The sequence below is a fragment of the Pseudomonas sp. GD03875 genome (assembly GCF_029840585.1).
In the GTDB taxonomy this organism is placed as follows: Bacteria; Pseudomonadota; Gammaproteobacteria; order Pseudomonadales; family Pseudomonadaceae; genus Aquipseudomonas; species Aquipseudomonas paralcaligenes.
Genome location: NZ_JAOCCV010000017.1, coordinates 78,739 through 99,991, shown reverse-complemented (window position 1 = coordinate 99,991; position 21,253 = coordinate 78,739). Strand labels below are relative to the sequence as shown.

The 21,253-nt window shown below is 70.2% G+C and carries 19 protein-coding genes; 5 read left to right on the top strand and 14 right to left on the bottom strand.

Features of this window, described 5'->3' with window-relative positions; translation table 11 throughout:
• Positions 1-95: 95 nt before the first annotated feature.
• From nahK to N5D30_RS16090, 8 genes are all read right to left on the bottom strand, one after another.
• Positions 96-2,726: a hybrid sensor histidine kinase/response regulator NahK/ErcS' gene (nahK, locus tag N5D30_RS16125; RefSeq protein WP_279909753.1), complete on the bottom strand. Its 2,631-nt coding sequence runs from the start codon at positions 2,724-2,726 to the stop codon at positions 96-98.
• Positions 2,659-3,819 carry a nitric oxide-sensing protein NosP gene (gene nosP, locus N5D30_RS16120; RefSeq protein WP_279909752.1) on the bottom strand — a complete coding sequence of 387 codons (1,161 nt, stop codon included), beginning with the start codon at positions 3,817-3,819 and terminating at the stop codon, positions 2,659-2,661. The genes nahK and nosP overlap by 68 nt, the downstream gene beginning before the upstream one ends.
• 225 nt (positions 3,820-4,044) lie before the next feature.
• On the bottom strand, positions 4,045-4,437 hold the full coding sequence (locus N5D30_RS16115) for a hypothetical protein (RefSeq protein ID WP_279909751.1): 393 nt from the start codon (positions 4,435-4,437) through the stop codon (positions 4,045-4,047).
• 74 nt (positions 4,438-4,511) lie between these two features.
• The gene (locus tag N5D30_RS16110; protein WP_279909750.1) at positions 4,512-5,690 is read right to left on the bottom strand and encodes a porin; all 1,179 of its coding nucleotides are present in this window, start codon (positions 5,688-5,690) and stop codon (positions 4,512-4,514) included.
• A gap of 276 nt (positions 5,691-5,966) precedes the next feature.
• Positions 5,967-8,432, bottom strand: a complete 2,466-nt coding sequence (pqqF, locus tag N5D30_RS16105; RefSeq protein WP_279909749.1) for a pyrroloquinoline quinone biosynthesis protein PqqF — start codon at positions 8,430-8,432, stop codon at positions 5,967-5,969.
• A 96-nt stretch (positions 8,433-8,528) separates the two neighbouring features.
• Positions 8,529-8,768 carry a hypothetical protein gene (locus tag N5D30_RS16100; protein WP_279909748.1) on the bottom strand — a complete coding sequence of 80 codons (240 nt, stop codon included), beginning with the start codon at positions 8,766-8,768 and terminating at the stop codon, positions 8,529-8,531.
• 99 nt (positions 8,769-8,867) lie between these two features.
• A complete protein-coding gene (locus N5D30_RS16095; protein ID WP_279909747.1) occupies positions 8,868-9,038 on the bottom strand; it encodes a hypothetical protein in 171 nt (56 codons plus the stop codon).
• 76 nt (positions 9,039-9,114) lie between these two features.
• The gene (locus N5D30_RS16090) at positions 9,115-9,408 is read right to left on the bottom strand and encodes a transcriptional repressor (protein WP_220812956.1); all 294 of its coding nucleotides are present in this window, start codon (positions 9,406-9,408) and stop codon (positions 9,115-9,117) included.
• Between the two features lie 294 nt (positions 9,409-9,702).
• Here N5D30_RS16090 and N5D30_RS16085 point away from each other — a divergent pair, with 294 nt between their 5' ends.
• The 5 genes from N5D30_RS16085 (at position 9,703) to pdeM (ending at position 16,103) form a co-directional block, all read left to right on the top strand.
• Entirely contained in the window at positions 9,703-9,990 is a 288-nt protein-coding gene (locus tag N5D30_RS16085) for a hypothetical protein (protein ID WP_220812957.1), read from the top strand.
• Positions 9,991-10,092: 102 nt separating this feature from the next.
• The gene (locus N5D30_RS16080) at positions 10,093-11,118 is read left to right on the top strand and encodes a ligase-associated DNA damage response exonuclease (protein WP_279909746.1); all 1,026 of its coding nucleotides are present in this window, start codon (positions 10,093-10,095) and stop codon (positions 11,116-11,118) included.
• The gene (locus N5D30_RS16075) at positions 11,115-12,836 is read left to right on the top strand and encodes an ATP-dependent DNA ligase (protein WP_279909745.1); all 1,722 of its coding nucleotides are present in this window, start codon (positions 11,115-11,117) and stop codon (positions 12,834-12,836) included. The genes N5D30_RS16080 and N5D30_RS16075 overlap by 4 nt, the downstream gene beginning before the upstream one ends.
• Entirely contained in the window at positions 12,833-15,415 is a 2,583-nt protein-coding gene (locus tag N5D30_RS16070; protein WP_279909744.1) for a ligase-associated DNA damage response DEXH box helicase, read from the top strand. The genes N5D30_RS16075 and N5D30_RS16070 overlap by 4 nt, the downstream gene beginning before the upstream one ends.
• Positions 15,416-15,461: 46 nt before the next feature.
• Positions 15,462-16,103 carry a ligase-associated DNA damage response endonuclease PdeM gene (gene pdeM, locus N5D30_RS16065; RefSeq protein ID WP_279909764.1) on the top strand — a complete coding sequence of 214 codons (642 nt, stop codon included), beginning with the start codon at positions 15,462-15,464 and terminating at the stop codon, positions 16,101-16,103.
• 51 nt (positions 16,104-16,154) lie between these two features.
• Here the strand turns inward: pdeM and N5D30_RS16060 are convergent, their stop codons facing one another.
• The 6 genes from N5D30_RS16060 to N5D30_RS16035 form a co-directional block, all read right to left on the bottom strand.
• Positions 16,155-17,312, bottom strand: a complete 1,158-nt coding sequence (locus N5D30_RS16060) for a phosphatidylserine/phosphatidylglycerophosphate/cardiolipin synthase family protein (protein ID WP_279909742.1) — start codon at positions 17,310-17,312, stop codon at positions 16,155-16,157.
• On the bottom strand, positions 17,309-17,896 hold the full coding sequence (locus N5D30_RS16055) for a YceI family protein (RefSeq protein WP_279909741.1): 588 nt from the start codon (positions 17,894-17,896) through the stop codon (positions 17,309-17,311). The genes N5D30_RS16060 and N5D30_RS16055 overlap by 4 nt, the downstream gene beginning before the upstream one ends.
• Positions 17,897-17,966: 70 nt before the next feature.
• Positions 17,967-18,302, bottom strand: coding sequence for an amidase (locus N5D30_RS16050; protein WP_279909740.1), 336 nt, complete (start codon positions 18,300-18,302; stop codon positions 17,967-17,969).
• Positions 18,299-19,408, bottom strand: a complete 1,110-nt coding sequence (locus N5D30_RS16045; RefSeq protein ID WP_279909739.1) for a serine hydrolase — start codon at positions 19,406-19,408, stop codon at positions 18,299-18,301. Before N5D30_RS16045 ends, N5D30_RS16050 begins: the two co-directional genes overlap by 4 nt.
• An 89-nt stretch (positions 19,409-19,497) precedes the next feature.
• Positions 19,498-20,283: an MBL fold metallo-hydrolase gene (locus N5D30_RS16040; RefSeq protein WP_220812966.1), complete on the bottom strand. Its 786-nt coding sequence runs from the start codon at positions 20,281-20,283 to the stop codon at positions 19,498-19,500.
• A gap of 66 nt (positions 20,284-20,349) precedes the next feature.
• On the bottom strand, positions 20,350-21,228 hold the full coding sequence (locus N5D30_RS16035; protein WP_279909738.1) for an acyl-CoA dehydrogenase family protein: 879 nt from the start codon (positions 21,226-21,228) through the stop codon (positions 20,350-20,352).
• Positions 21,229-21,253: the final 25 nt, after the last annotated feature.

Sequence of the window (21,253 nt, the reverse complement as noted above, 5' to 3'; positions counted from 1 at the left end):
GGCCTTATCGGTGCGCACGGCGCACCCTACGATCCCAACAGCCGTAGGGTGCGCCATGCGCACCGGAACGATCCCCACCGCCGCACCGGGGCCAATCACCCCCGCCGCTGCAACAGATGACTCAGGGTAGTCTTCAGCTTCATCGGCTTGACCGGCTTGTGCAGCAGGGTATGGCCCAGTTCGCGCAGGCTCTGCTTGAGTTCGTTGCTGTAGTTGGCGGTGACCATCAACGCCGGTAGCGGCTCGGCGCGGCGGGCGTTGATGGTGGTCACCGCCTGCACGCCGTCACGGTCGTCGTCGAGGTGGTAGTCGGCGATCAGCACGTCGGCTTCGGCGTGGTAGTTGTCGACCTGGCGCGCCAGGTCGTCCTCGGACAGCGCCGTGACCACCTGGCAGCCCCAGCCCTCCAGCAGCGTGCGCATGCCGGCGCAGATCGCCGCGTCGTTATCCAGCACCCAGATGCGCGCGCCACGCAGACGCTCGATTTCCATGGACTCGGCAGGCACCGGCGCCCGTAGCAGGCTGGTACGCCGGGTCAGCGGCACCTCGACGGCGAACATCGATCCACGCCCCGGTTGCGAGGTGACGCGCAGCCGGTGGCCGAGCATCCGCGCGATCTTGTCGACGATGGCCAGGCCCAGCCCCAGGCCGCGGTCCTGGTGCGGGCGCTGGCTGTCGCCGCGCTTGAACTCCTGGAAGATCTCCACCAGCTTGTCGCCGGCGATGCCCATGCCGGTGTCCCACACCTCGATGGACAGCGCGTTGCCGCGGCGCCGGCAGCCGAGCAGGATGCGCCCGCGCTCGGTGTAGCGGATGGCGTTGGTCAGCAGGTTGCGCAGGATGCGCGCGAGCAGCTGGATGTCGCTGCGCACCCAGGCCGAGCTGGGCAGGTAGCGCAGCTCCAGCGACTCGCCGCCGGCCTGCTGGCGGAATTCCAGGGCGAGGTTGTCGAGCAGGTCGGCGACGGCGAAGCTGGACAGGTCCGGGCGGATCACCCCGGCGTCCAGCTTGGAGATGTCCACCAGGGTGCCGAGCAGATGCTCCACGTCCTCCAGCGAGTTGCTGACGTTGCGGATCAGCCCGACCTCGCCGGGCGGGCTCTTCTCCAGCAGCGCGCCGGTGAACAGGCGCGCGGCGTTGAGCGGCTGCAGCAGGTCGTGGCTGACGGCGGCGAGGAACTTGGTCTTCGACAGGTTGGCCACCTCGGCTTCGCGCTTGGCCTCGCGCAGGCGCGCCTCGGCCTGGGCGCGCTCATCGATCTCGCGGCGCAGCTGGCTGTTCACCGCGGTCAGCTCGGCGGTGCGCTCGCGCACCCGCAGTTCGAGGTTCTGGTAGGCCTGGTGCAGCGCCTCGGAGGTGCGGCGCTGCTCGGTGACGTCGCGGCTCAGCACGAAGATGCCGATCACCTCGCCCGAGGCCAGCCGGTTGGGCACGTAGGAGCGCAGCATGTAGCGCTGCTGGCCGCCGAAGTTGGTCTCGGCCATCTCGAAGGTGACGCTCTCGCCGGACAGCGCGCGTTCCACGTAGCCCTCCAGGCGGCGCCAGTGGTCCTCGCTGTGCACCTCGCGCAGGCTCTGGCCGAGCATGCCCTCGCGCGGCCAGTGGTACCACTCCTCGTAGACCTTGTTGGTGAACTCGTAGACCAGGTCGGCGTTGAGGTAGGCGATCAGCGCCGGCACGTGGTCGGTGATCAGGCGCACCCAGCGCTCGCGCTCGCTGAGCATCTGCGCGTGGCGGAAGCGCTCAGTGATGTCGGTGAAGGTGTTGACGAAGCCGCCGGTAGGCAGCGGATGGGTGCGCACCTCCAGCATGCGCCCGTCGAACAGGCGCTGCTCGCATTCGTGCAGCGGCGCGCCGTGCTCGTCGCGGCTGTCCGGGGTGAGCAGGCGCAGTTCGCTGTCGGCCATCACCTCGGCGAACGGCCGGTGCGCCTCGATCGGCGCCAGCCCGCAGAGTTCGAGGAAGCGGTGGTTCCACAGCTCCAGGCTGCCCTCGGCGTTGACCATCGCCACGCCCTGGGACAGGTTGTCCACGGCGCGCTGCAGCAGGCGCGACTTCTGCGCCAGGGCCTGCTCGCGGCGCTGGGTCTCGCTCTGCTTGAGTTCGGTGATGTCGGTGTAGAGGATCACCAGCCCGCCCTCGCGGGTCGGCCGCTCGCTGACCTGGACCCAGCGCCCGCTCATCAGCCGGTAGATGATGTGGCCGTCGCCACGGCCGCGCTGCTCCTCGACGATCAGCCCGGTGCTGGCGGCCAGCCGCTTGATCTCGGACAGCCGCGTGCCGCTGGCGATGCGCGCGCGGGTGCGCGCCCAGAACTCGCGGAAGCGGCTGTTGAACAGCACGATGCGCTGCTCCTTGTCGAACAGCACGAAGGCGTCAGAGATGCTCTCGATGGCGTCGATCAGGTGATGGTGGGCGGTCTCCGCGCGCTGGCGGGCCTCGCGCAGCAACTGGTTGCTCGACTTCAGCTCGGTCATCGCCTGGTTCAGCGCGTCGGTGCGCTCGCGCACCTGCTCGGCGAGGATCACCGAGTGCTGGAACGCCGCGTAGCCGTCCGAGCGCAGCGAATGGCCGGACTCGACCCGCTCGATCAGCGCCGCGTTGATCTTCTCCAGCCGCGCGTTGCGAGCCTCCAGCTCGGCGACGCGGGCGCGCAGCTCAGCGCAGTCCGCAGGCGGGGCGGCCAATGGCGACACCGGTGAAGGTCTGGTTGATGTGCATGCCATTGAACTGTTCCCCGTAGGTGTTGAAGCCGATCACCCGCTGCTCGCGCAGGTACTCGGACACCTCCTCCATGCCGGCGCCGTCGGACACCTCCAGGCGGCGCAGCACGCAGTCGCAGCCGATGGTCAGCAGCGGCGCGCCGAGACGCGCGTGCAAACGGGCGAACTGCTGGCGCAGGTTGGGCAGCAGCGGGCCGGGGGTCATGGCGGTGAGGACGATGCCGGTCTCCACCGCGCAGTAGAAGGTCAGGCTGCCATCGGCGTTGACCTGCTGGATGGAGCGCACGTAGTACTGGTCCTTGATCCGCACCGCCAGCGGGTGGGCGGCGAACAGGCGCATGTCCAGCGCCGCCGGGTCCACCCCGATCAGCCGGGCGTATTCCGCCGCCGCCGGCGCGGCGTTGAGCTCCAGCACCCGGCGCGAGTCGGAGTCGGCGGCGGTGACCACCAGCTTCTCCTCGCGCGGCTCGACGTGGTGGGTGGTGAACACCTCGAAGTCCAGCCAGGTGTTGAACAGCAGCACCACGGCCGCGCCGCTGTGGAACTCGCCGTCGTGGTAGACGTGGGTGCAGGTCAGGTGGTTGTCGTCGCCGGCCGAGCCGCCGAAGTGCGGGATCTGGCCGAAGGCGGCGCTGAGCGCGGCGAGCACCACTTCCTCGCGGCTGGACAGGCCGTCGAGCAGGGTCAGGGCGAAGCTGTGGTCCTTGATCGGCGCCATGGCGTTGCCGCGGCATTCGCCCACCAGTTGCTCGACCAGTTGCTGGGCATCGATCAGGTTGAAGCGCTCCATCTGGTCGATCAGCACGCTGGCGATGGAGAAGCTGCGGTGGTCGAAGCCGATGGCGCTGACACAGCGCTGGCCGTAGCCCTGGGGCGTGATCTCGCCAGCCGTGGTGCAGCCGGCCACGCGGATGCCGCCGAAGTACTCCTCCAGGGCCAGGCCGAGGCTGGCCAGGTCGTACTCGGCCGAGCAGAAGAACAGCACGAAGCCCAGGTGCGGGTGCATCAGCTGGCGCGCCAGCTCCTGGGCCACGGCTTCGCTGTCGCGGGCGTGGGACACGGCCGTGACCACGGCCTCGTTTTCCTCTTGTCGCATCGCCCTACCTCACTTCGTACGCCAGCCGTGCCGCCATTCTGGAGGCGCCGGGTCGGCCGCCCCATGCTACTTGGGTAGCGGAACGGTTCGTCCGAAAGTAGCGCCCTGACGGATGGCACGCTCCCTGTGCGGTATTCGGCCCCCAACGGTGCGCACGGCGCACCCTACGGCAATGTCGATCCCGGCGTAGGGTGCGCCGTGCGCACCAACAGCCCCCGTGACAGATCAGCCCACCGGCCAGAACAGCAGCACGAGCACCAGCATGCCGGCGTAGAAACCGATCTCCAGCGTCTCGCTCAGCGGCTGGATGCGGCGCAGGGCGCCGTGCACGTGCACCGCCACCATCAGCGTGGCGACCGCGGCGAGCACCTCGTAGGTCGTGACCAGGGCCTCGCCGGTCAGCGCCGCACGCAACATCAGCGCCTCGACGATCAGGATGAAGGCGCCCAGGCAGCGACCGAAGTAGATCGCCAGGTGGGTATGCTGCGGGATGGTCCAGCCCATCAGGCGGGCCCAGAGCAGCGGAGTCAGGAAGATCGGCAGAGCGAACACCAGGGTAGTACTCAGGCACAGCCACAGCAGGAAGTCCTGGCTGTGGGCACTCCAGATTCCGAACATGAAAGATCCTCGAACAAAAAAGAGAGGGCCGAAGCCCTCTCGAAGAATGGAGCATCACACTTGCTGCGTCGCCGTTACCAGCTCAGTACCGCACCCACGGCGAAGGTATCGGTGTCCTCGTTCAGCCCGCTGCCCTCGGCGGCGTCGATCTCGTACTGGCTGTACTCCGCCACCAGCTTGAGGTTGTCGTTGATGGTGCGGAAGTAGGCGATGCCGCGGGTCTCGTAGTCGGCCGCGACGCCCAGGCCGTTGCCGTCGTCCTCGGTCTTGCCATAGGACAGGGCGAGACGGTTCTTGCCGAAGGTGTAGGAGCCCTGCAGCAGGTAGCCGTCGCTGTCGATGTCGCGCAGGGTAGGCTCGCCCAGGTTGTTGGTGAAGAACGGGTTGATGCCCTTGGCCTGGAAGCCCGAAGCGGTCAGCGAGAAGCCGCCCATCTTGGCCTGCACGCCGTAACCCAGGCCCTTGCTGGTCACATCATCGACGCTGTTATCGGTGTTCTCGGAAGTCTGGTAGGCACCATTGAGCCAGGTGTAGATGGTCGAGCCGCCCAGGTCGAACTGGTAGCTGACCTCGGACTCGTAGCGCGGCTGGTCCTGGTAGGCCTTGCCCACGGCGCTGTCGTCGTTGGTGTCCACCGGGTCCATGATGCCGATGGCGAAGCGCAGGCCCTCGGCCAGGTTGTTGTTGCGGTAGGTGATCTGCGCGGTGGGGAACGGATAGGGGTAGCCGGTGCCGATGTTGCCGAAGGACACGCCGTTGCCGTCGACCAGGCCGAGGGTGTCGCTGACGTTGCCGTAGCCGGCCAGCAGCTCGTCGAGGAAGATGTTGGAGCGGGAGAACAGGCCGAAGTCCTTACCTATCAGCACTTCGCCCCACTCGGGGTTGGCGACGGTACCGTAGAACTGGCGCACGTCGATGGCGGTGTCGGTGCCGTTGCTCTCGCCATCGTTGATGGTCACCCAGAACGAGGCGCGACCGCCCAGCTTGAGGTCGTCCATCTGCTTGCCGAAGTTGAAGCCGATCCAGTTGGGCAGAAAGCCCATCTTCACCCGCGACTGGCGGCGGTCGAACTGGTCGCCCTCGCGGTCCACATCGCTGTTGACGTAGAAGGCGTTGATGTAGCCGTCGGTGGAAAAGGTGGTGTCGTCCTTGTCGTACAGCACGATCTCGGCGGCGGCCTGCTGGGCGATGCCCAGGGCGACTGCGGCGCCCAGTGCCAGGGGCAGGAATCGACGGGTATTGTTCTTGTTCATCTCGCACTCCACTGTGTTGGGACGACTGTCGGCAGTCGTGGCGGAGGCGATTATCGAAAGCCTGCGAAAGACTCCCCAGCCTGCGATGGCAGGGGTTGGATGGTGCTTTGGCGGGGTATCGCAGGAGCGGCAAGGAAGGCGTAGGCCACCGCCTGCCAGCGAAGCAAGGCTTAGGTCGTACTACCGACAGATGGTGCGCCCACCAAAGTCGCAACAGCGTGCGCACGCCGTAGGGTGCGCTGAGCGCACCAGTAGTTCCGAAAGAATGAAGATTGCTTAGCGAGCCGGCGTGGACGTCAGCACCAGGCGGTCCTGGCGGTTGTACCGCAGCGCGCCGAAGGCCTGTGCCAGCGCCGCCGGGGTCAGCGCGGCAATAGCCTCCGCAAGTTGGTCCGGCGTGCCTTCACCCCCGGCCAGCCGCCACTGCCAGAGCAGCTCGACCAGCGCCCTGGGCTCCCGCGCCTGTCCGCGCAGGTGGTCAGCCAGCGGACCGGCGATCACCGTGACATCCTCGTGCGAAAGATCGAGGAGGTGCCGTTCGCGCTCCTCCAGGAACGCATCGACATGCGCCAACAGTTCCGCCGCCCCGGTTCCGGGAGACTGGATGGCGAACAGCAGGCCGCCACACCCGCCCACCTGGCGAAAGCCGCTGAACAGCCCGTAGCCCAGCCGCAGCTCCTCGCGCATGCGCCGGTAGAACGCCGCCTGCAGCCACTGGCCGAGCCAGCGCCAGGCGGCCTCGACGGCCGGGGTGGATTCGGGCTGCGGGCAGAACAGCAGCAACGCGGCGTCGCCGCCGACCGGACCCTGGTAGTCCCGGCTGCCCCGGCCGGTCGCGGCCAGGGCCGGTGCCACGAGCGCAGGACTCCCCGGCAGCAGCGCCAGGTCGGCGGCCAGCCGCTCGGCCAGTGCGTCCGGTCCGACCAGCAGGCCGTGCCAGCGGCTGTCGCGCCAGTCCGTCTGCATAGGCAGGTCCGCATCATCTTCGTCCAGGCCGGCCAGCACCTGTGGCAATCGCTGTAGCAGGCGGCGGATCGGCATCTGCGCGCGCTCGCGTATCCGCGCCTGTCGCAGCAGGCGTTCGCTGCGTTCCAGTTCGCCCGCCCACTCTGCGCCAAGCGACTGCCGCAAGCAGTGCAGCACCGCGGGCAGCAGCGCTACCGGCCCCTCGCAGGCCAGTTGCCAGTTCCCGCCGTCGAACTCGCTGCGCACGTCGATACCGAGGCGCTCCCCTGCGGCCCGAAGCACCTGCAGTCGCCGCGCCAGCACCTGGCCGGCCAGCGGATTCAGGGGCACCGGCCAGACCCAGCGCAAGTGCAGCGCCGCACGACCAGAATCCAGCTCATGCAGGGCCAGCGCCGACGGACGATCGCCCGGCTGGTGCGGTACGGCGGCCAACAACGGATTGCCGGGCAGAACCAGACTCACCGAAGGCGCCTCCACGAAAGGCAGCACAGCTGCCTCCAGCGCCAGCGGAAAGCCGCAGACACTCGTTGGCCCCGGCGCCAGCGCGGCGCTGGCGCGCACGCTGATCAACCGTTCCTCGCCGACGCCGGCGAGCATCGCGGCCAGGTTCCGCAGCGCTTCCCCGTCCGGCCGCTCGGCACCCTGCTCCAGCCAGAAGCGGCCCAGCTCCAGCGGAGCCAGGGCGGCCAGTTGCCAGGGGCGCTCGGCTGCCTGGGTCGCCAGCGCTTCTCGCCAGGGCGCGCGGGCGGCGAACGCCGACAGCCAGCGCAGCAGCGCCGCGCGGACCTGCGCGCAGGCGTGGTCGTCGTCCTGCACCGCTTCCACTTCCAGCGCCAGCAGCGCCTGGCCGGCATGGGCGTAGGCACTCTGCACGTCCCAGCCGTCGATCAGGCCGGCTTCCCGCAACTGCTGCTGGAGGCTACCGGGCAGGTCACTGGAAAGCTGCTCGCGCAGCCAGCCGAGCGCCGCCCTGGCGCCTTCGGCGCGGCCCTCCAGCGCCAGGCCCAGCCACAGGCGCGGTGCGGCCGAGGCCTGCCCCAGATGCCAATGGTGCGAGCACAGCGGCAGCATCGCCGGCGGTACGGAGCGCACGGGCGCCTCGCCCGGGATCAGGAGTGCAGCCAGGCGCTCGCCCAGTGCCAGCAGCTCGGGCGCCGGCTGAGGCCCCACCAGCATCAGGCGACAGTTGCCGGCCCGGTAGAAGCGCCGGTGGAAATCGGCCACGGTGGCACGGAAATCGCCCCGACGAGGGGCCAGGCTGGCGCCGTTGCCGGCGATGAAGGCGTGGCAGGGATGGCCGAGCGCGAGGGCGTCGAGCAGCGCGCAGAGCCCCTGCTGTCGCGGATCGGCGCCCCGGGCCAGGTATTCGGCCTCGAGCACCTGGGCCTCGGCCAGCTGGGCATCGGCGTCGAGCCGGGGACGCGCCAGCATGTCGAGCAGCCTCAGCCCGGCCTCCTCCAGCAGCTCGGCCGGAACCTCACAATGGTATTCGGTGAGGCGTGCGCCGGTGCTGGCGTTGACCCGGCCACCGCTGGCCTGGACGAAGGGCAACAGGCGCCGCTCGGCCGGGTAGCCTTCGCCGCCGAGGAACAGGAGGTGTTCGAGGAAATGCGCCAGCCCCGGCCAGGCCGGGGGCTCGTCGTGGCTACCGGCCGCGACCTCGACGATCAGGCAGGCCCGGCGCTCATCCGGCCGGCTGACGACCGCCACCCGGCAGCCGCCGGCGGCGATGCGCTGGAGCGGCGGAGCGAGCGTCGGGCGGGCGGAATCGGTCATGGAGAGTGGCGGCGAACCAGCGGAGCGGCCAGCATCGGCGCACGGCGGCGATCAGGCAATCACTCTTTCGGCCAATGCCGCCGGTCAGCCCCCCGTTCAGGCGGACGGGCAGAGCACGCGCATCTCCCGCGCGGCGTTGGCGGACACGGCCCGGCGCAGCTTCAGGTAGGACTCCCGTGCATTGGCCGCGGCACGGCCGAGCGCCTCGCATTCGGCGTGCTGCTCGGCCGTGTAGGGGCGCGGCGTTTCGTTCATGAAGTGGATCAGCGCCTGATGCGCCTCGGCGGAAAGCCGGGCGAGCCGGCGTTCTTCCAGGGTGACGGGGGACTGGTCCATCGGGGTCTTTCCTGCCAGGGTTTCTCGGTCTCGGTTTTTTGACGTCAGAGAAACCATGGGTTCAGATCGCCGCGACGACCGGTTGGTCGCCATCAGAACTCAGGCAGGTTCGTCGGGCTCGGCAGGCTGCCCATCACCAGGAGGACGGCGCACACCCGACTGGTGCCCTGGGTCGGTATCCACCTGCCCCGGCCCCAGTGGATCGGGCTTGGCCGGCAGCGGCGAATGGGGATTCTGGTCCTGCACAGGATCGTAGGGATCGATGGACATGCTCGCCTCCACGGCCGGGAACGGCCCGGCCCTGTCCGTTGGAGACGCCGATCGAGCTAGGAGTTCGAACCCGCCGTCAGCCGGCCAGCGCCACCCGCGCGGCCCTCGGGCGGGCCTGGGGCAGGCGGTAGAAGCCTTCGTCATCGCGCTCTACCAGGCCGCAGGCGCAGAGCCGGCTGAGCACCTGCCGCACGCTGAGAACGGAAATCTGCTCGTCGGCCAGCAGCAGGCAGTCGTGCAGCTCCCGCGAGCGCATGCCCTGCGCGTTCTGCTGCAGCACTTCGAGTATCTTCAACCGTACCAGACTGACCTTGAGCCCGGCTCCCTGGAGCATCGTCTTGAGTTCCTGACGCTTGTCGTTGGTGGCCATGCCACTCTCCTTGTGCGTGTGCTATCCACGTCTTCTTGGTCTGTGAAAATCTGTCGCAAGAAACAGCTTCTTACTTACTAAGACGAACGAGCGCGGAAAAACCTGCAGCCGAAACGAAAAACTTTTTTATCTCGCCCCCTCCCCGCTCTTTGTGCTATTTCTCGACCGCTCCGGCCCGACTGGCGGACAGGGTACAAGCAGCGACTCCATATAAAAGAGCTGCATCACCGCCGGAGCACTGCAAGGGGATGGCGGCCCTGCCGCCGGAAACAGGCAAGCCCGCTGGGGAAAGATATGAAAAGGCTTGTACTGCTGGTCGTCACGCTGGCGCTGGTCGCCGGCTGCTCCGCAACCGCGAAGACATACGAGAAGAAGGGCCGCAAGGGTCTCAACATCAACTGCTCCGGGCTCACCTCCAGCTGGAAGCAGTGCGAGGACAAGGCCACCCATGCCTGCGGGCCCAAGGGCTACCGGGTAGTGGCCAAGGCCGGCGCGGACCAGGGCGACGACTCCGCCGACTTCGTCTTCGGCCTCAACCCGGCCGGCTTCTCCAGCCGCAGCATGGTCGTCATCTGCAAGTAATCCTCACGCAAGAGTCCTGAGCGGGGCCGGCGAAGCGGGGGCAACCTTTTGCCGACCGCGCCGGTCCATAGGCTGACCAGCCTCACAGACGAGCGGCAGCCCATGGACCTGGTCATCGCCCGCCCCGAGGGCCTCTACTGCCCACCCGGCGATTTCTACATAGACCCCTGGCGCCCGGTCGAGCGCGCCGTGATCACCCACGGACACGGCGACCACGCGCGCGGCGGCAGCCGCCACTACCTGGCCGCCACGCCCGGCGCCGGCATCCTGCGTGCGCGCCTCGGCGCGGACATCCCCCTGCAGACGCTCGACTACGGCGAGCGCCTGGATCACCACGGCGTGACCCTCAGCCTGCACCCCGCCGGCCATGTGCTCGGCTCGGCGCAGGTGCGCCTGGAATACCGCGGCGAGGTCTGGGTCGCGTCCGGCGACTACAAGGTCGAGCCGGACGGCACCTGCGCGCCCTTCGAGCCGGTGCGCTGCCACACCTTCATCAGCGAATCGACCTTCGGCCTGCCGATCTACCGCTGGCAGCCGCAGGCGCGGATCTTCGCCGGCATCGACGACTGGTGGCGACAGAACCAGGCCGCCGGGCGCGCCAGCGTGCTGTTCTGCTACGCCTTCGGCAAGGCGCAGCGCATTCTCCACGGCATCGACGCGAGCATCGGCCCGATCCTCGGCCACGGCTCTATGGAGCCGCTGCACCAGGTCTACCGCGAGGCCGGCGTGCCCCTGCCGCCCACCCTCTACGCCGGCGACTTCAAGAAGAGCGACCCGCTGCTGCGCCAGGCGCTGATCCTCGCCCCGCCCTCGGCCGGCGGCAGCACTTGGATGCGCCGCTTCGGCGACTACAGCGACGCCTTCGCCAGCGGCTGGATGATGCTGCGCGGCACCCGCCGCCGGCGCGGCGTCGACCGCGGCTTCGTGCTCTCCGACCACGCCGACTGGCCGGGCCTGCTATGGGCCATCGAGCAGACCGGCGCCGAGCGGGTGTTCGTCACCCACGGCTCGGTCAACGTGCTGGTGCGCTACCTGCGCGAACAGGGCCTGGACGCCCAGGGCTTCGACACCGAGTACGGCGACGAGGACGAGGCGGCGCCCGCCGCGGAAGCGGAGCCGAGCGCATGAAGGCCTTCGCCGAACTCTACGCACGCCTCGACGCCACCACCTCCAGCAACGCCAAGCTCGCCGCCCTGCAGGACTACTTCCGCACGGCCGGCGCCGCGGACGCGGCCTGGGCGGTGTACTTCCTCGCCGGTGGCCGGCCGCGGCAACTGGTGCCGTCGCGCCAGCTGCGCGAGCTGGCGATGCAGGCGGCCGGGCTGCCGGAATGGCTGTTCGAGGAGAGCTACTCGGCGGTCGGCGACCTCGCCGAGACCATCGCCCTGCTGCTGCCCGAGTCCAGCCACGAATCCGCCGACGGCCTGGCCGTGTGGGTCGAGGACAGGCTGCTGCCCCTGCGCGGGCTGCCGCCGGAGGAGCTGGCCGCGCGCCTGCCGGCGCTGTGGGCGCAGCTCGACCGCCAGGCGCTGATGGTGTGCATCAAGCTGATCACCGGGGCCTTCCGGGTCGGCGTGTCCAAGCTGCTGGTGACCCGCGCCCTGGCCAGCCTCGCCGGCATCGACGCCAAGCGCGTGGCCCAGCGCCTGGTTGGCTACACCGACCTGTCCCACCGGCCCGGCGCCGAGAGCTATCGCAAGCTGATCGCCGCCGAGTCGGACGACGAACACGCCCAGCGCGGCGGCCAGCCCTACCCGTTCTTCCTCGCCCATGCCCTGCAACTGCCGGTGGACCAGTTCGAGGCCAGCCTCGGCCCGGTCGAGCGCTGGCAGGTGGAGTGGAAGTGGGACGGCATCCGCGCCCAGCTGGTCAGGCGCGACGGCCGCCTATGGCTGTGGTCGCGGGGCGAGGAGCTGATCAGCGAGCGCTTTCCCGAACTGGACGAACTGGCCGCGCGCCTGCCCGACGGCACGGTGATCGACGGCGAGCTGGTGATCTGGCGCCACCCGCCGGAGGCCGACTGCACGTTGGCGATGGCGCTCGGCAGCGAGGCGCTGGAGGCGGCCGTGGAGGACCGGGTGGAGCGCTACGGCATCCAGCCCTTCGCCCTGCTCCAGCAGCGCATCGGCCGCAAGACCCTGGGCAAGAAGCTGCTCGAGGAAGTGCCGGCGGCCATGCTCGGCTACGACCTGCTCGAATGGCAGGGCCAGGACTGGCGCAGCCGCCCGCAGCACGAACGGCGCGCGCAGCTGGAAAAGGTCATCGCCGCCTGCGCCAGCCCCCGGCTGATGCCCTCGCCGCTGCTCCACGGCGACAGCTGGCAGGCCCTGGCCGCACAGCGCGAGGCGTCCCGCCGGCTCGGCGTGGAAGGCATGATGCTCAAGGCCCGCGACGCGCTGTACGGCGTGGGCCGGACCAAGGACATGGGCGTGTGGTGGAAGTGGAAGGTCGACCCGTTCAGCGTCGACGCCGTGCTGATCTACGCCCAGCGCGGCCACGGCCGCCGCGCCAGCCTCTACACCGACTACACCTTCGCCGTGTGGGACGGCCCGCCCGGCGCCAGCGAGCGCAGCCTGGTGCCGTTCGCCAAGGCCTACTCCGGGCTGACCGACGAGGAAATGCGCCAGGTCGACGCCATCGTGCGCAAGACCACCGTGGAGAAGTTCGGCCCGGTGCGCAGCGTCACCCCGACCCTGGTGTTCGAGCTGGGCTTCGAGGGCATCGCCCTGTCCAAGCGCCACAAGAGCGGCATCGCCGTACGCTTCCCGCGCATGCTGCGCTGGCGCCGGGACAAGCCGGTGGAGGAAGCCGACACCCTGGCCATCCTCCAGGACCTGCTGCAATGAGCCTGGCCGGCGACTGGCTCGCGCGGCGCGGATGGAAGGCCTTCGCCTTCCAGAAGACGGTCTGGCAGGCGGTGGCCAAGGGCGAATCCGGCCTGCTCCACGCCACCACCGGCTCCGGCAAGACCTACGCGGTGTGGCTGGCCGCGCTGAACCGCTTCGCCAGGGCCACGCCGGCGACCACCGCCGGCGGCCAGCCGCGCAAGCGCCAGCCGGCCGCCGCGCCGCTCACGGTGCTGTGGATCACCCCGATGCGCGCCCTGGCCGCCGACACCCAGCGCGCCCTGCAGGCGCCGCTGGACGAGCTGGGCATCGCCTGGAGCGTCGGCCTGCGCACCGGCGACACCGGCAGCAGCGAGCGCGCGCGCCAGGGCCGCAAGCTGCCCAGCGCGCTGATCACCACGCCGGAGAGCCTGACCCTGCTGCTCACCCGTAGCGACGCCGAGGCGCAGTTCGCCGGCCTGCGCATGCTGGTGGTTGACGAGTGGCACGAACTGCTCGGCAACAAGCGTGGCGTGCAGCTGCAACTGGCGCTGGCGCGGCTGCGGCGCTGGAACCCGGGGCTGATCGTCTGGGGCCTGTCGGCGACCCTAGGCAACCAGCCGCACGCGCTGCAGGTGCTGCTCGGCGACGCGCCGGGGCGCCTGGTGCAGGGCCGGCAGGACAAGCGCCTGCGCATCGACACCCTGCTGCCGCCGGGCATCGAGCGCTTTCCCTGGGCCGGGCACCTGGGCCTGCGCATGCTGCCGCAGGTGGTCGAGGAAGTGGAAAGCAGCGGCACCAGCCTGCTGTTCACCAACACCCGCTCGCAGGCCGAGGTCTGGTACCAGGCGCTGCTCGACGCGCGGCCGGACTGGGCCGGGCTGATCGCCCTGCACCACGGCTCGCTGTCGCGCGAGGTACGCGACTGGGTCGAGCTGGGCCTCAAGGACGGCCGATTGAAGGCCGTGGTGTGCACCTCCAGCCTCGACCTGGGGGTGGACTTCCTGCCGGTCGAGCGGGTGCTGCAGATCGGCTCGGCCAAGGGCGTGGCGCGCCTGCTGCAGCGCGCCGGGCGCTCCGGCCACGCGCCGGGGCGCGCCTCGCGGATCAGCCTGGTGCCGACCCACGCCCTGGAGCTGGTCGAGGCCGCCGCCGTGCGGGACGCCGTCGCCGCCGGGCGCATCGAGGCCCGCCAGTCGCCGGAAAAACCGCTCGACGTGCTGGTCCAGCACCTTGTCAGCATGGCCCTCGGCGGCGGCTTCCGCCCCGACGAGCTGCTGCGGGAAGTACGCGGCGCCTGGGCCTACCGCGCGCTGAGCGACGAGGAATGGAAATGGGCGCTGGCCTTCGTCCGCCACGGCGGCCATTCGCTCACCGCCTACCCCGACTACCGCCGCGTCGAGTCTGACGAACAGGGCGTCTGGCACGTGCCCAGCGCCGCCTTGGCGCGGCGCCACCGGATGAGCGTGGGGACCATCGTCAGCGATGCCAGCATCGCCGTGAAGTTCTGGGCCAAGGGCGGCAGCGGCGCCTCGCTGGGCAGCGTCGAGGAAGGCTTCATCGCCCGCCTGCGGCCCGGCGACTGCTTCCTCTTCGCCGGGCGCCTGCTGGAACTGGTGCGGGTGGAAAACATGACCGCCTACGTCAACCGCGCCAAGGCGCGCAAGGCCGCGGTGCCGCGCTGGAACGGCGGGCGCATGCCGCTTTCCAGCGAGCTGGCCGACGCCGTGGTGGCGCGCTTCGGCGCGGCGGCCGAGGGCCGCTTCGAAGGCCCGGAAATACAGCTGCTACGGCCGCTGCTGGCGGTGCAGCAGGCCTGGTCGGCGCTGCCCACACCCGACTCCCTGCTGGCGGAAACTCTGCACTCGCGGGAGGGTTGGCACCTGTTCCTCTACCCCTTCGCCGGGCGCAGCGTGCACTTGGGACTGGCCAGCCTGCTGGCCTGGCGCATCGGCCAACTGCAGCCGGCGACCTTCTCCATCGCCGTCAACGACTACGGCCTGGAACTGCTCTGCGCCACCCCGGTGGACTGGCCGCGCTGGCTGGGCGCCGACCTGCTGCGCGACGATGACCTGCTGCACGACGTGCTGGCCAGCCTCAACGCCGGCGAACTGGCGCGGCGCCGCTTCCGCGAGATCGCCCGCATCGCCGGCCTGGTGTTCGGCGGCTACCCCGGCGCGGCGAAGAGCGCGCGCCAGTTGCAGGCCTCCAGCGCGCTGTTCTTCGACGTGTTCCAGCAATACGACCCCGGCAACCTGCTGCTGACCCAGGCCCAGGAGGAAGTGCTGCGCCAGGAACTGGACGTGCAGCACCTGCAGCGCACCCTGCGGCGCCTGCACGAGCTGCGCTTGGACCTGCGCGAGGTGAAGCGCCCGCCGCCGCTGGCCTTTCCCCTGCTGGTGGAACGCTTCCGCGAAAGCCTCAGCTCGGAGAAACTCGCCGACCGCATCGTGCGCATGCTCGCCGACCTGGAGAAGGCCGCCGGCCCCGGCGCCTATACGGACACCGCCGCGCCGCAGGTCGAACGCGAGCGACCACGCCCGCGCAGCCCGCGGCAGAGCAAGGACGGCCGCCCGCGCGCGAAGAAACGCACCGGCTGACCCGAGGAGCACGACCATCGACCCGACCCACGCCCCCACCCCGGCCCTGGCCGTGCGGATCGCCGGCAGCGAAGCCTGGCTGCTGGCCGACAAGGCGCTGTACTGGCCCGCCGGCGAGGCGCTGCTGATCGCCGACATCCACTTCGGCAAGGCCGCGGCCTACCGCGCCCTCGGCCAGCCGGTGCCGCGCGGCACTACCACCAGCAACCTGCAGCGCCTGGACACGCTGCTGGCGCAGTACCGGTGCCGGCAACTGATCTTCCTCGGCGACTTCCTGCACGCCCGCCAGTCCCACGCGCCGGCCACCCTGGCGGCCCTGCACGCCTGGCGCGAACGCCACGCCGGGCTGGACATCCTGCTGATCCGCGGCAACCACGACCACAGCGCCGGCGACCCGCCGCCGACACTGGACATCCGCGTGGTCGCCGAACCCTGTCTGCTCGGCCCGTTCGCCCTGCAGCACGAACCCACGCCGCACCCCAGCCACCATGTGCTGGCCGGCCACGTGCATCCGGTGTGCGTGCTGCGCGGGCGCGGCCGTCAGCGCCTGCGCCTGCCCTGCTTCAGCCTGGAGGAGCGGTCGACCCTGCTGCCGGCGTTCGGCGCCTTCACCGGCGGCATGCAGGTGAGCGCCCAGCCAGGGCGACGCCTGTACGCGGTGGGCGACGGCGGCGTGTGGCCGATCTGAGGCAGGCTGCGCCGCGCGCACCGACGGACGATCGGTGCGCGGTGCCCGGCATCAGCGGCGGCGGTCCAGCAGGTTCACCGCCACCCGGTCCAGCCAGCCCCACAGGCGCTGCATCACGCGCTTGAACAGAGGCCGGCGGTGCCAGTCCTCCAGGGTGATCTCGCGGCTCAGCTCGAAGTCGGTCAGGAAGCTCTCGCTGGCCGCCGCCGTCAGCTGCGGGTCCATGGCCTCCAGGTTGGCTTCCAGGTTGAAGCGCAGGTTCCAGTGGTCGAAGTTGCACGAGCCGACGCTGACCCAGTCGTCCACCAGCACCAGTTTCAGGTGCAGGAAGCGCGGCTGGTACTCGAAGATGCGCACTCCGGCCTTGAGCAGGCGCGGGTAGTAGCGCTGGCCGGCGAAGCGCACCGGCGGGTGGTCGGTGTTGCGGCTGGTCAGCAGCAGGCGCACCTCCACGCCCCGCGCCGCGGCGCGCATCAGGAAGCGACGCACCTTGCGGCTGGGCAGGAAGTACGGGGTCGCCAGCCACACCCGGCGCTTGGCGTGGCCGATGCTGCACAGCAGCGACTGGACGATGTCGAGGTGCTGCTTGGAGTCGGCGTAGGCCACCCGGCCCATGCCCTGCCCGGCCGGCGGGCACGGCGGCAGGTGGGCCAGCCCCGGGGCATGGCCGGGCTTCCACGGGCTGCGCCCCTCGCAGGCCAGCCACTGGTGGTCGAACAGCAGCTGCCAGTGCGCCACCAGCGGCCCCTCCATGCGCACCATCACTTCATGCCAGTGGTCGTCCTGGGCCTGGGGCGTCCAGAACTCGTCGGTGGCGCCGGTGCCGCCGACATAGGCGCAGCGCTCGTCCACCACCAGTATCTTGCGATGGTCGCGGTACAGGTTGCGCAGGCCGCGCCGCCAGCGCAGCGGGTTGTACTGGCGCAGCTGCGCGCCGGCCTCGGCCAGGCGCTCGCGCTGGGCCTGGCCGAAGCGCAGGCAGCCGAAGGCGTCGAACAGGCAGAGCACGCGCACGCCGCGGGCGGCGGCGGCGCACAGGGCCTCGACCAGCGCCGCGCTGCAATGGCCGTCTTCCACCAGATAGAGTTCCAGCAGCACATGGCGCTCGGCGGCGGCGATGTCGGCGAGCATGGCCGGCATGAACGCCGGGCCGTCGATCATCAGCTCGAAGCGGTTGCCGGGCCTCCAGGGGAAGATGGCGCCGGTCATCGGGCGGTGAAGATCATCACCGCGCCGACCGGGATCGACGGGCTGATGCCGGCCAGCCGGGCCGTCTGGCGCAGCGCCTCGATGCCCTCCTCCAGGCCGAAGTGGCTGGCATCCAGCACCAGCGGCGCCAGGGTCACCACCTGGAAGCGCTGGTCGTCCAGCCGGGTCGCCAACAGGTCGGCCATGTAGCCGTGCTTGCGCCCGCGGATTTCCACCTGGATGGGCAGCCTCAGCTCCAGCTGCGCGCCGGGGGCCAGGTCGGTGATCGGCGCCAGGTTCAGCTGGGCCATGATGCGCGCCTCGGGAAAGGCGGCGGTGTCGAACAGCAGCGAGCGCAGGCGCTCGTCGCGTACCGGGATGCCGGTGCTGACCGAGTCCAGCTCCACGCGCAGGCGCGCGGCGCCCTTGTCGTCGATCCTGCCGTGCAGGGTCAGGAAGCGGTGCACTTCGGACAGGGCGTCGGCCTTGGTGGAGATGAACGACAGACGCGAGGACTCGTTGTCCAGATACCAGGCGGCCTGCGCCGGCAGCGCCAGGCAGGCGGCGAGCAGCGCGCCGGTCAGGTGGGGAAAGGGGTTGGGCATGGGCTCACGTGGATTGCGGTTCGATGCGCAACGATAGCGGCCGCCGCGCGCCGCTGCCAGACCCGCAAGCTCAGTACGGCAGGGCATGCTCGTCCGGCATCAGCACGCAACCGCGGCGCGTGTCGCGCCACACCGCCGTGCGGGTCTGCCCCAGCGCCGAGGCGGTCACCCGCTTGTGCAGTTCGTTGTCGACCAGCTCGCCGAGCGGCAGGTACTGCTCGACGTAGCCGGCGCAGTAGTCGGCCGGGTTGCCCGTCACGTAGCGGCAGGAGCAGAACTCCTTGGCCGAGTAGGCCGGAAGGATGCCGGGAAACGCGGCCAGGTGCGCGCGGTTGCTCCAGGCCAGCGCCGCCAGGGCGGCTAGCAGCAGGAGGAAGGCGAAGAGAAGCGGATAACGGCGGATCATGGCTGGTCTCCGAAGGCGGCCCGTACCCGCGCGAGCAGTTCGTTGTGGCTGTAGCTGCCGTCGCGGTCGTCGGCGTAGCGCACCACCACCAGCTTCTGCGTCGGCAGCACGTATAGCGCCTGGCCCCAGTGGCCGAGGGCGGCGAAGGCGTCGTCCGGCGCGTCCGGCCAGGGCCTGGCCGCGCCTTCCAGCTCGGCGTTAAGCCACCACTGGCCGCCGGGCACGGCGCCATGCGGCTTTTGCGGATCGGGCCGGTAGTTGGCGAACGGCGTGCGGTTGAAGGCCACCCAGCTGCGCGGCAGCAGCTGGCGTTCGCCCCAGCGGCCGTCGCGCTGCATCAGCAGGCCGACGCGGGCCAGGTCGCGGGCGCTCATGTAGGCGTAGGACGAGGCGACGAAGGTACCGCTGGCGTCCCGCTCCCACACCGCGGAGCGAATGCCCAGCGGCTCGAACAGGGCGGTCCAGGGATAGTCGGCGTAGGCCTGCTCGCCGACCATGGATTTCAGGCTGGCACCCAGCACATTGCTGTCGCCGCTGGAATAGGAGAAGCGCGTGCCCGGCAGCGCGCCCAGGCCATGACCGGCGGTGAAGGCGGCCATGTCGCCGCGCCCGCGGGTGTAGAGCATGGCCACCACCGAGGACTTCAGCGGCGCGTACTCGTAGTCCTCCTGCCAGTCCAGCCCGGAAGCCCAGTTGAGCAGGTGGCCGATCTTCACGTCCGGGTGCGCGGCGAACGGCGGATAGTGCCTGGCCACCGGGTCGTCCAGCTTGAAGCGCCCCTCTCCGAAGGCCACGCCGAGCACGCTGGCGAACAGGCTCTTGCTGACCGACCAGGTCAGGTGCGGGGTCTGCGCCGTGGTCGGCGCGGCGTAGCGCTCGTAGACGATGGTGCCGTCCCGGACCACCAGCAGCGCATCGCTGCGCACGCCGCTGCGGGCGGCATCGTCGCGGGCGGGAAAGGCGTAGTCGTCCAGGGCCTGCACGGCGGGGCTGGCGGCAGCCGGCTGGCTGCTCCAGTCCTCGGCCGGCCAGGTTTCCGCCGCCAGGGGGCCGGCGACGAGGAAGCAGCCGGCCAGGGCGGTGCGACGCATCAGGGCAAGGGGCATCGGGCTCGCTCGCGCAGTGGAAAGGAGCCGACGCTAGCACGATGGCGGTGACGGGAAACAGCGCGAAACGCGCCTTTCCCGGCGGCGAATCAGTCCGGCAACCGATAGTCCTGCTGGGTCATCAGGTCGAGGCCGCACTGCAGGTTCTCGATCCAGTAGAGGAAGGCGTTGATCATCTCGCCGCCGACGAAGGGCCGGCCGTGCTGGGGCACGATCATGGCCACGTCCATCTCGCGAACCATCTGCACCCAGAAGCGGCAGGCGCGGTTGCTGGCCATGTAGCGGCGATGGAAGCCCGCCATGTTGGGCACGTGGGCGGCGAAGTCCTGCACCGGATTGGCGTCGTCGACCAGGGAGGCGCCCATGTCGCCGGAGAACAGGATCTTGCTCACCGGATCGTACAGCTGGAAGTTGCCCACCGAGTGGAGGAAATGCGCCGGCACCGCCTTGAGGTTGCACTTGCCGAGGGGAATCGCCTGGCCGCGGTCGGGCAGCGCGATGATCCGGTCGTAGGTGTTGATACCGTGGCTGAGCGACAGGTAGTTGGCGGTCAGGTGCGGCAGGAAGCGCGCCCACAGCTTGGAGCAGATCACCCGCGCGCGGGTGTGCAGCAGCCACTTGTCCAGGGAGGCGATGATGTCCGGGTCCTGGTGGGAGGCGAAAATGTAGGTCAGCGACTGCAGCGCGATGCGCTTGGACAGCTCCAGCGACAGCGGGGTGTAGGTCAGGTCGCCACCCGGGTCGAGCAGCAGCTGCTGGTCGCCATCGACGATGAGGAACTGGTTGGACTGCACACCTTCGCCGCTGACCAGGTCATCGAACATCAGGCATTGATGGGTGCCGTTGTCGAACAGCACGATGGGCTCGCGGCGCATGGATACCTCGCAGAAAATTCGCGAGGTGACCTTATCCGACGGCCCCCGTGGGCGTACTGATCCAGGTCAAGCGAGCGCTGCCAGCGCCTTCTCCAGGCGCTTCTCGCGGGCCGTGCGGGCCACGTCCAGCAGGTTGCGGTCGCGCTGCCACAGAGCCGCCCAGTACGGCGGACCGGCGTCGATGGCGGCATCCAGCTCGGAACGCAGGGCGGCAAACTGGGCGAACAGCCCGGCCAGCAGCAGATGGGTCGCCGGCTCGCTGGCGTTGTGCCGCGCCACGTCGGCGCAGCCGGCCAGCAATCCCAGCAGACGCAGGCGCAGCTCGCGCGGCCAGGCGCTCTCCTCGCCGACGCCGTACAGCCAGCCGCTCACGGCGGCGAGCACGTGCAGGTCCTCGATGCTGCGGAAGGGCTTCACGTAGCTGTCCCAGCCGTCGCCCGGCAGCAGCTCGCACAGGGCATTGTCCAGGTGCAGGCGGGCATGGCCGATGTCGGGCATCAGCGGCAGCGCCGGCAGCGGCTCGATGCGCGTGCCGGGCGCGCCGCTGCGCACCACGCCGACCACCAGCCGCGGCGCCTCGCCGGGCGCTTCCGCGCGCGCGGCGACCAGCAGCCAGTCGGCAATGTCGGCGGCGGTGACGAAATCCTTGCGGCCGCTCAGGTGCAGGCCGTCCAGGCGGGTCTGCAGGTCGGCCGGTCGGGTGCTGCGGCTCTCGGTCACGCAGAGCGCGCCGGGGCTCAGCGGCGCGGCGGGCCACAGGGCGCGCAGCGCCCCCTGGTAGCCGGCCAGGAAGGCCAGCCCGGGGGTGGCCGCCAGGCGTCCGCCGAGCACGGCCAGGGCGAACGGGCCGGCATCGCCGACGCGCTCGAGCAGCGCGGCATACCAGTCGTCCAGGTTGGCCGCCGGCAGGCGGTCACGGGTTTCCAGCACGGATTGCCAGGGCATCACAAAGGTCCTCGTCAGCTGTCAC

Excerpts from the sequence above, each read along its gene's own strand:
- N5D30_RS16115 (WP_279909751.1), bottom strand. The coding sequence starts at position 4,437 with ATGTTCGGAATCTGGAGTGCCCACAGCCAGGACTTCCTGCTGTGGCTG.
- N5D30_RS16060 (WP_279909742.1), bottom strand. The coding sequence starts at position 17,312 with ATGACCGGCGCCATCTTCCCCTGGAGGCCCGGCAACCGCTTCGAGCTG.
- N5D30_RS16085 (WP_220812957.1), top strand. The coding sequence starts at position 9,703 with ATGAAAAGGCTTGTACTGCTGGTCGTCACGCTGGCGCTGGTCGCCGGC.
- N5D30_RS16095 (WP_279909747.1), bottom strand. The coding sequence starts at position 9,038 with ATGTCCATCGATCCCTACGATCCTGTGCAGGACCAGAATCCCCATTCG.
- pqqF (WP_279909749.1), bottom strand. The coding sequence starts at position 8,432 with ATGACCGATTCCGCCCGCCCGACGCTCGCTCCGCCGCTCCAGCGCATC.
- N5D30_RS16100 (WP_279909748.1), bottom strand. The coding sequence starts at position 8,768 with ATGGACCAGTCCCCCGTCACCCTGGAAGAACGCCGGCTCGCCCGGCTT.
- N5D30_RS16080 (WP_279909746.1), top strand. The coding sequence starts at position 10,093 with ATGGACCTGGTCATCGCCCGCCCCGAGGGCCTCTACTGCCCACCCGGC.
- N5D30_RS16090 (WP_220812956.1), bottom strand. The coding sequence starts at position 9,408 with ATGGCCACCAACGACAAGCGTCAGGAACTCAAGACGATGCTCCAGGGA.
- N5D30_RS16035 (WP_279909738.1), bottom strand. The coding sequence starts at position 21,228 with ATGCCCTGGCAATCCGTGCTGGAAACCCGTGACCGCCTGCCGGCGGCC.
- N5D30_RS16070 (WP_279909744.1), top strand. The coding sequence starts at position 12,833 with ATGAGCCTGGCCGGCGACTGGCTCGCGCGGCGCGGATGGAAGGCCTTC.
- N5D30_RS16110 (WP_279909750.1), bottom strand. The coding sequence starts at position 5,690 with ATGAACAAGAACAATACCCGTCGATTCCTGCCCCTGGCACTGGGCGCC.
- N5D30_RS16050 (WP_279909740.1), bottom strand. The coding sequence starts at position 18,302 with ATGATCCGCCGTTATCCGCTTCTCTTCGCCTTCCTCCTGCTGCTAGCC.
- N5D30_RS16055 (WP_279909741.1), bottom strand. The coding sequence starts at position 17,896 with ATGCCCAACCCCTTTCCCCACCTGACCGGCGCGCTGCTCGCCGCCTGC.
- nosP (WP_279909752.1), bottom strand. The coding sequence starts at position 3,819 with ATGCGACAAGAGGAAAACGAGGCCGTGGTCACGGCCGTGTCCCACGCC.
- N5D30_RS16040 (WP_220812966.1), bottom strand. The coding sequence starts at position 20,283 with ATGCGCCGCGAGCCCATCGTGCTGTTCGACAACGGCACCCATCAATGC.
- nahK (WP_279909753.1), bottom strand. The coding sequence starts at position 2,726 with ATGGCATGCACATCAACCAGACCTTCACCGGTGTCGCCATTGGCCGCC.
- N5D30_RS16045 (WP_279909739.1), bottom strand. The coding sequence starts at position 19,408 with ATGCCCCTTGCCCTGATGCGTCGCACCGCCCTGGCCGGCTGCTTCCTC.
- N5D30_RS16075 (WP_279909745.1), top strand. The coding sequence starts at position 11,115 with ATGAAGGCCTTCGCCGAACTCTACGCACGCCTCGACGCCACCACCTCC.